The organism is Streptomyces sp. NPDC051018 (genome assembly GCF_044456085.1).
Classification (GTDB): Bacteria; Actinomycetota; Actinomycetes; order Streptomycetales; family Streptomycetaceae; genus Streptomyces.
Genome location: NZ_JBITFN010000010.1, coordinates 250987 through 264540 on the forward strand (window position 1 = coordinate 250987; position 13554 = coordinate 264540).

At 70.5% G+C, this 13554-nt stretch carries 11 protein-coding genes; 7 read left to right on the plus strand and 4 right to left on the minus strand.

Translation table 11 applies throughout. The features are described 5' to 3' along the window. The first annotated feature begins 69 nt into the window (after positions 1 to 69). Entirely contained in the window at positions 70 to 945 is an 876-nt protein-coding gene (truA, locus tag ACIBCM_RS19635; RefSeq protein ID WP_399244803.1) for a tRNA pseudouridine(38-40) synthase TruA, read from the plus strand. Here the strand turns inward: truA and ACIBCM_RS19640 are convergent. Continuing rightward, positions 916 to 1851, minus strand: coding sequence for a hypothetical protein (locus ACIBCM_RS19640; protein ID WP_399244805.1), 936 nt, complete (start codon positions 1849 to 1851; stop codon positions 916 to 918). The two genes, truA and ACIBCM_RS19640, sit on opposite strands and share 30 nt — an antisense overlap. A gap of 55 nt (positions 1852 to 1906) precedes the next feature. Between ACIBCM_RS19640 and ACIBCM_RS19645 the strand changes: the two genes are divergently transcribed. The 4 genes from ACIBCM_RS19645 to glmM all read left to right on the plus strand — a co-directional run bounded on the left by ACIBCM_RS19645 (position 1907) and on the right by glmM (position 6767). Then, complete coding sequence (locus ACIBCM_RS19645; RefSeq protein WP_399244807.1) at positions 1907 to 3529, plus strand: ATP-binding cassette domain-containing protein; 1623 nt, start codon at positions 1907 to 1909, stop codon at positions 3527 to 3529. 716 nt (positions 3530 to 4245) lie between these two features. Further along, positions 4246 to 4689 (plus strand): 50S ribosomal protein L13, encoded by a 444-nt coding sequence (rplM, locus tag ACIBCM_RS19650; protein ID WP_389266397.1) that lies wholly within the window; start codon positions 4246 to 4248, stop codon positions 4687 to 4689. 41 nt (positions 4690 to 4730) lie between these two features. Further along, positions 4731 to 5249 (plus strand): 30S ribosomal protein S9, encoded by a 519-nt coding sequence (gene rpsI, locus ACIBCM_RS19655; RefSeq protein ID WP_399244810.1) that lies wholly within the window; start codon positions 4731 to 4733, stop codon positions 5247 to 5249. Between the two features lie 159 nt (positions 5250 to 5408). Continuing rightward, positions 5409 to 6767 (plus strand): phosphoglucosamine mutase, encoded by a 1359-nt coding sequence (gene glmM / locus ACIBCM_RS19660; protein ID WP_399244812.1) that lies wholly within the window; start codon positions 5409 to 5411, stop codon positions 6765 to 6767. 201 nt (positions 6768 to 6968) lie between these two features. Here the strand turns inward: glmM and ACIBCM_RS19665 are convergent, their stop codons facing one another. The 3 genes from ACIBCM_RS19665 to coaA form a co-directional block, all read right to left on the minus strand. Then, the gene (locus tag ACIBCM_RS19665) at positions 6969 to 8336 is read right to left on the minus strand and encodes a hypothetical protein (RefSeq protein ID WP_399244814.1); all 1368 of its coding nucleotides are present in this window, start codon (positions 8334 to 8336) and stop codon (positions 6969 to 6971) included. Between the two features lie 592 nt (positions 8337 to 8928). Then, entirely contained in the window at positions 8929 to 9867 is a 939-nt protein-coding gene (locus tag ACIBCM_RS19670) for a DUF389 domain-containing protein (protein ID WP_399244815.1), read from the minus strand. Positions 9868 to 9909: 42 nt separating this feature from the next. Further along, positions 9910 to 10905, minus strand: coding sequence for a type I pantothenate kinase (coaA, locus tag ACIBCM_RS19675; RefSeq protein ID WP_399244817.1), 996 nt, complete (start codon positions 10903 to 10905; stop codon positions 9910 to 9912). A gap of 208 nt (positions 10906 to 11113) precedes the next feature. Between coaA and glmS the strand changes: the two genes are divergently transcribed. Both glmS and ACIBCM_RS19685 read left to right on the plus strand, forming a co-directional pair. Further along, a complete protein-coding gene (gene glmS, locus ACIBCM_RS19680) occupies positions 11114 to 12961 on the plus strand; it encodes a glutamine--fructose-6-phosphate transaminase (isomerizing) (protein ID WP_399244819.1) in 1848 nt (615 codons plus the stop codon). A 119-nt stretch (positions 12962 to 13080) separates the two neighbouring features. Then, on the plus strand, positions 13081 to 13449 hold the full coding sequence (locus ACIBCM_RS19685; RefSeq protein WP_399244821.1) for a holo-ACP synthase: 369 nt from the start codon (positions 13081 to 13083) through the stop codon (positions 13447 to 13449). Positions 13450 to 13554: the final 105 nt, after the last annotated feature.

A 13554-nucleotide genomic window follows, 5' to 3' on the forward strand; every position in this document is an offset into this window, starting at 1 on the left:
CGCAAGGCTGGTGGACGGGCCCGCTCTCCCCTGGGGAGCGGGCCCGTCCTGGCTGAGAAGGGTCGGTAGATGAGTGAGGACGGGGAGCCGGGCACGGTGCGGCTGCGGCTGGATCTGTCGTACGACGGGCGGGACTTCTCCGGCTGGGCCAAGCAGGCCGGCGGCCGGCGCACCGTCCAGGGGGAGATCGAGGACGCCCTGCGTACGGTGACGAGGTCGTCGCGGACGTATGAGCTGACCGTCGCCGGCCGCACCGACGCGGGGGTGCATGCGCGCGGCCAGGTGGCGCATGTCGATCTTCCGGCCGAGGTCTGGGCCGAGCACCGGGAGAAGCTGCTGAAGCGGCTCGCCGGGCGGTTGGCGCGCGATGTGCGGATCTGGCGGGTGGAACCGGCGCCCGAGGGGTTCGACGCGCGTTTCTCGGCGATCTGGCGGCGTTACGCGTATCGCGTGAGCGACGACCCCGGCGGGGTCGATCCGCTGCTGCGGGGCCATGTCCTGTGGCACGACTGGCCGTTGGACGTGGACGCGATGAACGCGGCGGCCGGGCGCCTGACGGGGGAGCACGACTTCGCCGCGTACTGCAAGAGGCGTGACGGGGCCACGACCATCCGTACGCTCCAGCGGTTCTCGTGGGAGCGGGGCGCGGACGGGATCCTGACCGCGACCGTGCGGGCCGACGCCTTCTGCCACAACATGGTGCGGTCGCTGGTGGGCGCGCTGCTGTTCGTGGGGGACGGGCACCGGCCGGTGGAGTGGCCCGCGCGGGTGCTGGCCGCGGGCGTGCGGGACTCGGCCGTCCATGTCGTACGGCCGCACGGGCTCACGCTGGAGGAGGTCGGTTATCCCGCGGACAGCCTGCTGGCGGCGCGGAACCTCCAGGCCCGTAACAAGCGGTCGCTGCCGGTGGCCGGATCAGCCGGCGGGGGCGGTGGCTGCTGCTGACGCCTGGGCCTCGCCGCGGCGGACGATCTGCCGGAAGGTGAACTCCGCGACATCGTCGCCGAGCTGGAACGCCTGGGCGTCGTTCGTGGTGACGGACTTGCCCGTGGTGTAGCCGGTGGCGGTGAAGTAGGCGTAACGGCCGTAGGAGTTGGCCGTGAAACGGCAGACCGGGCCGCCCTTGCAGAACGAGGTGACGCCCGCGCCGGTGAGCGGGGTGATGTTCCGGGAGGTTCCCGCGGCCTTCTTCGCCTGGGACTCGGTGCCGAAGAGAGCGACGCCGACGGTGACCGCGAGGCCGCCCTTGCGGTAGGTGGCGCGGAAGACCTGGTCGCAGCCGTTGCTCTCCAGGACCGAGGCCAGCCGTCCCTGGGCCGCCGACGAGCAGGTGCCGGTACGGGAGGTCGCGCCCTTGGGATAGCCGCGGTCGCCCAGGGTGAGCGTCTTGCCGGGGAAGAGGGTGTCCACGCTCAGGGGCGCGGTGTCCTTCTTCTCGTCGGATATGAAGTCCTTGGGGTTCGGCGGGGGCAGCGGCGCGACCGAGGAGAACGACGGCTCGGGCTCGCCGGAGCCGCTGGGCAGCGGGCCGGGCAGTTCCTTCGCCGCGTTCCGGGAGCCCTTGGGGTCGTCGCTGTTGGAGTAGACGATGGCCGCCGCCACGATCCCCGCTATCGCGACGGTCGCGAGCGCGCCGCCGCCCAGCATCAGCCAGCGCTTGCGGCGGGCGCGGGCGGCGGAGGCGTCCGCGAGGGCCGCCCAGTCGGGAGTGTCGGCCGACGGATTGCCCCGGGGGCCGAAGGGATCCCGGCCGCTCCCCGCCTGACGGGAGCTGTACGGGTCCTGCCCGTACGGGTCATGGTTCTGCGCACCTCCGGACCCCCACTGAGGTCCCCCCTGCCCAAAGCTCATGCCGCGAATCCTAAACCTGTTGGGCCCGGGCGGCCCCGGCCGTCAGAATCGGAGTATGGGACATCTGGAAGCCGCGCATCTGGAGTACTTCCTGCCGGACGGGAGGCCGCTCCTCGGTGATGTCTCGTTCCGGGTGGGCGACGGCGCCGTGGTCGCCCTGGTGGGGGCCAATGGCGCGGGCAAGACCACGCTGATGCGGCTGATCGCGGGGGAGCTGCGGCCGCACGGCGGATCGGTGTCCTCCAGCGGGGGCCTCGGGGTGATGAGCCAGTTCATCGGCTCGGTGCGGGACGAGCGGACCGTACGGGACCTGCTGGTCTCGCTGGCCCCGGCCCGGGTGAGGGAGGCCGCCCGGGCCGTGGACGAGGCCGAGCATCTGATCATGACGGTGGACGACGAGTCCGCGCAGATGCGGTACGCGCAGGCGCTGAGTGACTGGGCGGAGGCGCGCGGTTACGAGGCGGAGACGCTCTGGGACATGTGCACCACGGCCGCGCTGGGCGTTCCGTACGAGAAGGCGCAGTGGCGTGTGCTGACGACGCTGTCCGGGGGAGAGCAGAAGCGGCTGGCGCTGGAGGCGCTGCTGCGGGGCCCGGACGAGGTCCTGCTGCTGGACGAGCCGGACAACTATCTCGATGTGCCGGGCAAGCGGTGGCTGGAGGAGCGGCTCAAGGAGACCCGTAAGACCGTGCTCTTCGTCTCCCACGACCGGGAGCTGCTGGCGCGGGCCGCCGAGAAGATCGTCAGTGTGGAGCCGGGACCCGCCGGGTCGGACGTCTGGGTGCACGGAGCCGGGTTCGCCACGTACCACGGGGCGCGGAAGGAACGGTTCGCGCGGTTCGAGGAGCTGAAGCGGCGCTGGGACGAGGAGCACGCGCGGCTGAAGGCGCTGGTGCTGCGGCTGCGGCAGCAGGCGGCGAACAGTCCGGACATGGCGTCGCGCTACCGGGCGATGCAGACCCGTCTCAAGAAGTTCGAGGACGCGGGTCCGCCGCCGGAGCCGCCGCGCGAGCAGGAGATCCGGATGCGGCTGCGCGGCGGCCGGACCGGAGTGCGGGCGCTGACCTGCGAGAAGCTTGAGCTGACCGGTCTGATGAAACCGTTCGACCTGGAGGTCTTCTACGGGGAGCGGGTCGCGGTCCTCGGCTCCAACGGCTCCGGGAAGTCGCACTTCCTCCGGCTGCTGGCGGGGGACGGGTCGGTCGCCGCGACGGGGTCCTGGAAGCTCGGCGCGCGGGTCGTCCCCGGGCACTTCGCCCAGACGCACGCCCACCCCGAGCTGCTGGGCCGTACTCTCGTCGACATTCTGTGGACCGAGCACGCGAAGGACCGGGGCGGGGCCATGTCGGTGCTGCGCCGCTACGAGCTGGAGCGCCAGGGCGACCAGCCCTTCGACCGGCTGTCCGGCGGCCAGCAGGCGCGCTTCCAGATCCTGCTGCTGGAGCTCGGGGGTACCACGGCGCTGCTTCTGGACGAGCCCACGGACAATCTCGACCTGGAGTCCGCGGAGGCGCTCCAGGACGGGCTGGAGGCCTATGAGGGCACGGTTCTCGCGGTGACCCACGACCGCTGGTTCGCCCGTTCCTTCGACCGGTATCTCGTCTTCGGCTCGGACGGTGTCGTCCGGGAGAGCGCGGGGCCGGTCTGGGACGAGCGCAGGGTGGACCGGGTCCGCTGAGCGCCGACGCCCGTGGATCCCGCCGCCCCGGCCCGCCGGGGGCGGCGGGACCGGGCCGAGGAGCCGCCCGAGCCCCGAATACAAGAACGCGCCCAGGCCGCTGCCACACCCGCGGGGGCGGGCCACCGGGCTTTCCGCGAGTGGGCTGACGAGGCGCCCGAGCCCCGTGGGCAAGATCGCGTGGGGGTGGGTGCCGCATCCGCGGGGTTGGGTCACCGGGCTTTCCGCGAGTGAGCCGAAGAGGCGCGCGGGTGCCGAAAGGGAGAACGCGCGGAGGCCGCGAGGAACGAGTGGTCGAGCACGATCGACCGTCGGTGCACGCTTGAGCGCCTCGGAGGCGAACCGAGCGCTCAAAAAGGCAGGCACGATCGACCGTCGGTGCACGCTTGAGCGCCTCGGAGGCGAACCGAGCACTCAAAAAAGAAAGAAGCGCCTCGGAGGTGAACCGAGCGCTGGACAGTCCCCACCGCGTTTTGACCCGTCCGGCGCGGCACGGGTAAGCTGTTGCTTCGTTATGCGTATTGGCTTGCTCTATCTCACGTGAGGGGCCCTTACGCCGGTCCACCGGGCCGATGACCAGCGGCAGGTGCACGGGTTGCGTCCCCGATGCACGGCCAGGGCTGTCGTGATCGTCCGGGTGGCCTTGTCAGGACCCGCTTCCCATGTCCGTACGGGCAGGGGGAGTCCCACTCACTGAAGAAGCGAAGGCTACGACCGTGCGTACGTACAGCCCCAAGCCCGGCGATGTGACGCGCCAGTGGCACATCATCGACGCGCAGGACATCGTCCTGGGCCGTCTGGCGACCACCGCCGCCACCCTTCTCCGGGGCAAGCACAAGCCGATCTACGCCCCTCACGTCGACGCTGGTGACTTCGTCATCATCATCAACGCGGAGAAGGTGCACCTTTCCGGCAACAAGCGGACCCAGAAGATGGCGTACCGCCACTCCGGCTACCCGGGTGGTCTGCGTTCCGTCCGCTACGACGAGCTGCTCGCCAAGAGCCCCGAGAAGGCCGTGGAGAAGGCCGTCAAGGGCATGCTCCCCAAGAACAGCCTGGGCCGTCAGATGCTCTCGAAGCTGAAGGTCTACGCGGGCGAGAACCACCCGCACGCTGCCCAGCAGCCGGTTCCGTTCGAGATCACCCAGGTCGCGCAGTAAGTCCGGCCACCCCCTAAGACGAAAAGAATCTGAGGAGCATCGTGGCCGAGACCACCACCGAGATCCCTGTCGAGGGCGAAGAGACCTACGCGGAGGTCACCACCTTCGAGTCGGAGACGCCCGTCGAGGGCGAGTACACCTCCGAGTCCCTCGCGTCCCGCTTCGGCGACCCCCAGCCGGCCGCCGGCCTGGGCCGCCGCAAGAACGCCATCGCCCGTGTCCGGATCGTCCCGGGCTCCGGCAAGTGGAAGATCAACGGTCGCACCCTTGAGGACTACTTCCCCAACAAGGTGCACCAGCAGGAAGTCAACGAGCCCTTCAAGGTGCTGGAGCTCGACAACCGCTACGACGTCATCGCCCGTATCGCGGGTGGCGGCGTCTCCGGCCAGGCCGGCGCCCTGCGCCTCGGCGTGGCCCGCGCCCTGAACGAGGCGGACGTGGACAACAACCGCGGCCCGCTGAAGAAGGCCGGTTTCCTCAGCCGCGACGACCGTGCGGTCGAGCGCAAGAAGGCCGGTCTGAAGAAGGCCCGTAAGGCCCCGCAGTACAGCAAGCGCTGATCGCCTGCGAGGTTCTGCCCTGTACGTACGCCCCGGCGGCACTGTTCCGTGCCGCCGGGGCGTACGTTTTTCCACAACAGGATTCGGTCGTGGACCGGGCACGAGCCACTCACGGGCTTGCATTTTCGGAGCATCACGGAACATTTTCGGAGGACGGTTGTGGGACGACTCTTCGGCACGGACGGCGTGCGCGGTGTCGCCAACGCGGATCTGACGGCGGAGCTGGCGCTCGGGCTCTCGGTCGCCGCGGCACATGTGCTCGCCGAGGCGGGGACCTTTGAGGGGCATCGGCCGACCGCCGTGGTCGGACGAGATCCGCGCGCGTCGGGAGAGTTCCTGGAGGCCGCCGTCGTGGCGGGTCTCGCGAGTGCGGGCGTGGACGTCCTGCGGGTCGGGGTGCTGCCCACCCCGGCGGTCGCGTACCTCACCGCCGAGCTGGGCGCCGACCTCGGAGTGATGCTCTCCGCGAGCCACAACGCCATGCCGGACAACGGCGTCAAGTTCCTGGCGCGCGGTGGGCACAAGCTCGCCGACGAGCTGGAGGAGCGGATCGAGGCGGTGTACGAGCAGCACCGCACCGGTGAGCCGTGGGCGCGGCCCACCGGGGCCGGGGTCGGCCGGGTGAGGGACTACGACGAGGGCTTCGAGAAGTACGTCGCCCATCTCGTCGGGGTGCTGCCCCACCGGCTCGACGGGCTGAAGATCGTCCTCGACGAGGCGCACGGCGCGGCGGCGCGGGTGTCGCCGGAGGCGTTCACGCGGGCCGGGGCCCAGGTCGTCACCATCGGCGCGGACCCGGACGGGCTCAACATCAACGCGGGGTGCGGGTCGACCCATCTGGAGCTGCTGAAGGCCGCGGTCGTCGAGCACGGCGCGGACTTCGGGATCGCCCATGACGGTGACGCGGACCGCTGCCTCGCCGTCGACGCGGCCGGTGAGGAGGTCGACGGGGACCAGATCCTCGCGGTGCTGGCGCTCGCGATGCGGGAGGCGGGCACCCTGCGGGGCAACACCGTCGTCGCCACCGTGATGTCCAACCTCGGCTTCAAGCTCGCGATGGAGCGGGCGGGGGTGGAGCTGGTGCAGACGGCGGTCGGCGACCGCTATGTCCTGGAGTCCATGAAGGAGAACGGGTACGCGCTCGGCGGTGAGCAGTCCGGTCATGTGATCGTCCTCGACCACGCGACCACCGGGGACGGCACCCTGACCGGTCTGCTGCTGGCGTCGCGGGTCGCGGCGACCGGGACGTCGCTGACGGAGCTGGCGGGCGTGATGGAGCGGCTGCCGCAGATCCTGATCAATGTGCCGGACGTCGACAAGTCCCGTGTCCACACCTCGGCGGACCTCGCGGGCGCGGTGGCCGAGGCGGAGCGGGAGCTGGGCGCGACCGGCCGGGTGCTGCTGCGCCCCTCGGGCACGGAGCCGCTGGTACGGGTGATGGTGGAGGCCGCGGACATCGAGCAGGCGCGCGGGGTGGCGGAGCGGCTGGCGGACGCGGTGAAGTCCACGCTGGGCTGAGGTTTCCCCAGGGCTTCGCGGTGGTGTGGTCCCCGCGTCTGCGCCCGGAGCCGGAGCGCCCCGTACGACGAGGTGTCGTACGGGGCGCTCCGGCTCTCTCCGTTCCGGCGCGATGGGTCTCAGGCGGTGTCCGGGTAGGGCGTCACCCGCGGCCGTCCTGTTCCGCCGCGTGCCCTGCGGTCCGGTGACGGGTCGTCGGGGTCATAGCCAGGTGTAGAGCTTGCCCATGTCATAGGCCGACGTTTGGCCGATGGAGCTGTAGTGGCTCCCGTCCCAGGTGCCGGCGAACACACCTCGTGCCACGTTGCCCTTCTTGCTGGTGGCGACGGCGCCGCCGCTGTCACCGGCCTTGGCGCCGGTGATGGAGGCCACCGACTGGCCGTAGACCGTGCACTTGCAGGCGTCGCTGTAGTGGCTCGCGTTGGTGGACTTGATCTTTCCGCAGCGCGGGTTCTCCGAGCTGCGGCCGAACAGACACGAGACGGAGCTGACGGAACCGAGGGACGCCTTGTCGACCGTCCGCGCCTTGAAGTCCTTGTCCTGGTAGAGCCACGGCTTGGCGTTGCCGGGGATCTTGATGTAGCGGATGTCGGCGTGGGTGCCCTTCTTGAGGGCGTTGAGCTTGGTCAGAGAGCCGTAGACGTGCTTGCCCGAGGTGACGTCGGCGTTCTTGGTGGTGTACCAGCAGTGTCCGGCGGTGATCGCCCCGTACTCCTTGCCCTTCTTCACGATCCAGGCGGTGGTGCACGACCCGACCTTGGTGATGGAGACACCACCGCGGCGGGGCGAGTCACACTCCGTACGGGACTTGCACGCCAGCTCACGTCCGTCGGCCACGGCGTAGACGGCGGGGATGCCGAGGCGGTTCAGCAGGCTTCGCACGCTGGTCTGGGAGGCCCCGGGGCGGAAGGTCACATGGAGCCGGTTGGCGGTGACGTCTTCCGTTATCGCGTTGACCGGTATCCTGCCGCCGCGCTTCTCCTCGGATTCCCAGACGGTTTTCATGGCGGTGGTGAGCTCTGCGGTGGAGTGGGTGACAACGCGGAACTCGACATCGGCTGCCGAACTGCCGGACACGACGGCGGTCTTTTTGAAGGCTTCTTGCGTTTTATGGGAAGGGAGGGCATTGGCAAACTGCACAACAAGGCGCCCGCCGCGCTTGGTGTCGAGGAAATGCCCCGCGAAGTTCTTCTGCTTCGCCAGCGCCTTCACCGTCGGTTCGACGGCCATCACGAGTGCGTCCCGGCGCTTCATCTCGGCTGCTTCCGCGGCGGTTCCGATGAAGCCCCACTCGTTGACGCCGGACAGCTCGTCCGCCGAGGCGTTCGAGGCCGCCCGGGCCTTGAGGATGTCGTCGAGCCGGGACTCCGTGGCGGGGAATCCGAGTTCGCCGCGCAGCCGGAGGGATTCCGCGACGACCTCCTGATCAGCCTGCTGGAGGTACGTGCCGGGGGCGGCGGCCGGGGTGGGCACCCGGGACGGAGCCTGGCCGGCCGCTGCGGGTACGGCGGCCGGGAGGAGCAGTCCGGCTGCTGCCAGCAGGGGCAGCAGGGCGGATTTCAGTCTCATGGAATCCCCTGGGTCGAGTAGTCGTCGCCGCGGCGCGAGAAGTCCCTGGAGCGCTGCGGAGTTGTTTTGTGCGTGACATGTTGATTCAGCGTCAGGGGCGGGCGCCAGGAAGCGCCTTTATGTGATTCAGGGGAATGTGAAACCGGATCGCCTTCTTCCGGGGGAGATGGTGGTGCTTTCCCCTGCGAAGTGGCCGTGGCCCTGGATGGATGGCCTCCGGAAATCACCGGGTGATTCCTCGGCGTGGCGGGATTATCACGTACTCCGTGGCCGCCGGGAGGGTGTCGCGTACGGGTTCCCAGGGGTATCCGGCGACTCTCCATCACTGGCCGCGAGCGTCAAAGGATGTGATGGAAGGCGGCTGCGAAAGGGATGATGGGAGGGGAAACGCGATGTTCTCGGCCGGGCGGATTTCCTCGACGGTTCGGCAGGCGGGTGAGCAGCCGCGTACGTGGCACGCCGTAGTGCGCCGGGCCGGTCGTCCGGCGCCGCCGGACCCGTCCTTGCCCGTGGTGCGCAGGGCCGGGAAGCCGCTGTCGGGACCCGCGGGGGCCCGGAAGCCGCCCGGGCCTTGCCGTGCCCGGGGGACCCCCTATCCGGCGGTGCGCCGGGCCCGGTGCCGGTCCCACAGCATCTTCTGCAGCACGAGGGTCAGCGTGCCCGCGAGGACGATGCCCAGCAGGTTGAGCAGCAGCTGCTCGGTGGAGCCCCACGCCTGGCGGTACTCGTCGTACGAGAAGGCGACGGCCGCGTTGGCGGCGGCCGGAACCGTGGTGACGGAGATGGCGACACCGACGAGCGCCCCGGACTTCGCCGACGTCAGCGACAGTGTGCCCGCGACGCCCGCCAGCAGGGCGACGACGAAGGAGAAGGCGTCCGGCTGGTAGATGAAGTTGGTGTTGGGCCGTTCGGCGTCCAGGGCGGCCTCGCTGAAGAGATCCAGCCATGTCATCAGATGGCTGAACCCGACCGTGGCCACCATGGCGAAGGCGAACCCCGCGATCAGCGCCAGGAACGAGCGCCAGGCCAGCCGAGGTGAGCGCCGTACCAATGCCGTGCTGAATCCGGCCAGCGGGCCGAACTCCGGGCCCACCGCCATCGCGCCCACGATCAGGATCGCGTTGTCGAGGACCACACCGCACGCGGCGATCATCGTCGCCACCGTCATGAACGCCATATAGGTGACGGAGAGCTTGGACTCCTCGTGCGTGGCGTCCGTCAGGTGCTCCCACAGGACCGCGTCCGCGCCCTCGCCCGGTGCCTCCTCCTCGGCCTTCTCGGCGCGCCTGGACAGGGACAGGTCGATGTGGTCCACGGCGATGGAGCCGCTCTCGTCGATGCCCAGCTCCTGGAGCGCGCCGATCAGTTCGTCGCCCGCTTCCCTGGCCACATCGCACATCACCAGATCGCCGCGCGGATCGCGGGCGGCCCCCGGTACGACCGCGATATGCGTGGCGCCCACGGTCCGTTCGACGAGATCGACCACCTCGGCGGTCCGGTCGGCCGGTGTGATCAGTCGCAGATGCAGCACGGCCGGGGGACTCCTTGGCGGATCGGGACCGGATTACCCGGGTCAGAGCTTGCGCAGCGACAGCCGCTGGACCTTGTGGTCGGGCCCTTTGCGCACCACCAGCGTCGCACGGCCGCGCGTGGGAGCGACGTTCTCCAGCAGGTTGGGCTTGTTGACGGTGCGCCACATCGTCCGGGCGTACTCCATGGCCTCCTCCTCCGAGACCTGGGTGTACTTGCGGAAGTACGAGGAGGGGTCCAGGAACGCCGTCTCGCGCAGCTTGCGGAAGCGGTTGAGGTACCACTGCTCGATGTCCTCGGGCCGCGCGTCGACGTACACGGAGAAGTCGAAGTAGTCCGCGAGCCCCACGCGTGTCCGCCCGTCCTGGCCCGGCAGCGCGGGCTGGAGCACATTGAGGCCCTCGACGATGAGGATGTCGGGGCGGCTGACGGTGAGGCGCTCGCCGGGGACGATGTCGTAGATCAGATGGGAGTAGACGGGTGCGGTGACCTCGTCCTTGCCCGCCTTGATATCGGCCACGAAACGGGTCAGCGCACGGCGGTCGTAGGACTCGGGGAAACCTTTCCGCGACATCAGCCCGCGCGCCTGGAGCTCCTTCATGGGGAGCAGGAACCCGTCCGTGGTCACCCGCTCCACCCGCGGGTGCTCCGGCCAGCGGGCCAGCAGGGCCTGGAGGAGCCGGGCGACGGTGGACTTGCCGACCGCCACCGAGCCGGCGACCCCTATGACGAAGGGGGTGCCGCGCTGTGCGCCCTGGCCGCCGCCCGCGTCCCCGAGGAAGGTGTTGAGCGCGCCCCGCAGCTCGCCCGTGGCCCGGACGTACAGATTCAGCAGCCGGGAGAGCGGCAGATAGACGTCCCGTACCTCGTCGAGGTCGATGACGTCGCCGAGCCCCCGCAGCCGCTCGACCTCGTCGGCGGTCAGGGGCAGTGGTGTCTTGTCGCGCAGGGCGCTCCACTCCGCGCGGGTGAGGTCGACATACGGCGTCGACGCGTGCTCGGCCCGGCGGTGGGCGCTTCGTGGCGGCGAAGTGATCACAGGGCCATTGTCGGCGTTCCGGGCCGATCGCGAAGGGTGGGCTAGGTCACGCCCCGCCCCCGGAGCCCCGCGCGGGTCATGCGTACCGGCTCCCGGAGCCCGCCGCGGGTCATGCCTGCCGGCCCCGGAGTCCCGCCGCGGGTCATGCCTGCCGGGCCGGACGCGAGCCTCGCCGGTGTGCCGCGGGCTCCGTCGTAGGCTGCCGGGCATGTGCGGAATCGTGGGTTACGTCGGCGGGCAGTCGGCGCTGGATGTGGTCGTCGCGGGCCTGAAGCGCCTGGAGTACCGGGGCTACGACTCGGCCGGGGTCGCCGTTCTCGCCGACGGCGGGCTCGCCGCCGCGAAGAAGGCGGGCAAGCTCGTCAATCTGGACAAGGAGCTGGCGGGCCGGCCGCTGCCGAGCGGCACCACCGGCATCGGGCACACCCGCTGGGCGACCCACGGCGGCCCGACCGACGCCAACGCGCACCCCCATCTGGACAACGCCGGGCGTGTCGCCGTCGTCCACAACGGGATCATCGAGAACTTCGCCGCCCTGCGCGCGGAGCTGAGCGAGCGCGGCCACGACCTGGCCTCCGATACGGACACCGAGGTCGTGGCGCATCTGCTCGCGGAGTCGTTCTCCTCGTGCGGGGACCTCGCCGAGGCGATGCGCCAGGTGTGCCGGCGGCTGGAGGGCGCCTTCACCCTGGTCGCGGTGCACGCGGACGAACCGGACACCGTGGTCGGCGCGCGGCGGAACTCCCCCCTGGTGGTGGGTGTCGGCGAGGGCGAGTCCTTCCTCGCGTCGGACGTGGCCGCGTTCATCGCCCATACGCGGTCCGCGATCGAGCTGGGCCAGGACCAGGTCGTGGAGCTGCGGCGGGACGGGGTGACGGTCACCGGCTTCGACGGGAGCCCGGGGGAGACCCGGTCGTACCACGTGGACTGGGACGCGTCGGCCGCCGAGAAGGGCGGCTACGCCTCCTTCATGCTCAAGGAGATCGCCGAGCAGCCCAAGGCCGTGGCCGACACGCTCCTCGGCCGGATCGACGACGCCGGTTCGCTGATGCTCGACGAGGTCCGTATCCCGGCCTCCGTGCTGAGGGCGGCCGAGAAGGTCGTCATCGTCGCGTGCGGCACCGCGTTCCACGCCGGGCTGATCGCGAAGTACGCCGTCGAGCACTGGACCCGCATCCCGTGCGAGGTGGAGCTGGCCAGCGAGTTCCGCTACCGGGACCCGATCCTCGACCAGCGGTCGCTGGTGATCGCGATCTCCCAGTCCGGCGAGACCATGGACACCCTGATGGCGCTGCGGCACGCGCGTGAGCAGGGCGCCCGGGTGCTGGCCATCTGCAATACGAACGGTTCGACGATCCCGCGCGAGTCCGACGCCGTGCTCTACACCCACGCGGGCCCCGAGGTCGCCGTCGCCTCCACCAAGGCGTTCTCGACCCAGCTGGTCGCCTGCTATCTGGTCGCGCTCTATCTGGGCCAGGTCCGCGGTACCCAGTGGGGCGACGAGGTACGGGCCGTCATCCGGGATCTGGCGAAGATCTCCGGCGAGGTCGACCGGGTGCTGGAGACCATGGAGCCGGTACGGGAGCTGGCGCGCTCGCTCGCGGACAAGGACACGGTGCTGTTCCTCGGGCGGCACGTGGGCTATCCCGTGGCGCTGGAGGGCGCCCTGAAGCTGAAGGAACTGGCGTACATGCACGCCGAGGGCTTCGCGGCGGGCGAGCTGAAGCACGGGCCGATCGCGCTCGTCGAGGAGGATCTGCCGGTGGTCGTCGTGGTGCCGTCGCCGCGCGGGCGCTCGGTGCTCCACGACAAGATCGTCTCCAATATCCAGGAGATCCGGGCACGCGGTGCGCGGACGATCGTGATCGCGGAGGCGGGCGACGAGACGGTCGTACCGTACGCGGACCATCTCATCCGTGTCCCGGTGACACCGACACTGCTCCAGCCGCTGGTGGCGACCGTTCCGCTCCAGGTCTTCGCCTGTGAACTGGCCACGGCCCGGGGCAATGAGGTCGATCAGCCGCGCAATCTCGCCAAGTCGGTGACGGTGGAGTAAACGGTGGAATGATCGGCGGGGCAGGGGCCCCGGGCGGCCGGGGGAAGTGTCCCCGCCCGGGGGCGCCGGATGAGGCGGAGCGGAAGGAGCCGGGCGATGAACGAGGCGGTCACGGTCGGATGATCATCGGGGTGGGGATCGACGTCGCCGAGATCGAACGGTTCGCGGTGTCCATGAGACGGACCCCGAGCATGGCCCGGCGGCTCTTTCTGGACCGTGAGCTGCTGCTCCCCAGCGGCGAGCGCCGGGGTTACGCCTCTCTCGCGGCCCGGTTCGCCGCGAAGGAGGCCGTCGCCAAGGCGCTCGGCGCGCCCGGCGGTCTGCTGTGGACGGACGCCGAGGTGTACGTGGAGGAGAGCGGCCGGCCCCGGCTGCGCGTCCACGGCACCGTCGCGGCACGGGCGGTCGCGCTCGGGGTGCGGTCCTGGCACATCTCGCTGAGCCATGACGCGGGGGTGGCGTCGGCGGTGGTGATCGCGGAGGGATGAGGGGCGCGGGGTTCCCGTGGGGGAGCGGGTCCCGCCGGGCGGTCATGGGGCAGCGGACCGGGAGCCTTGGGCCGGGACGCGTCCGGGTGGCCCTGAACATCCGGA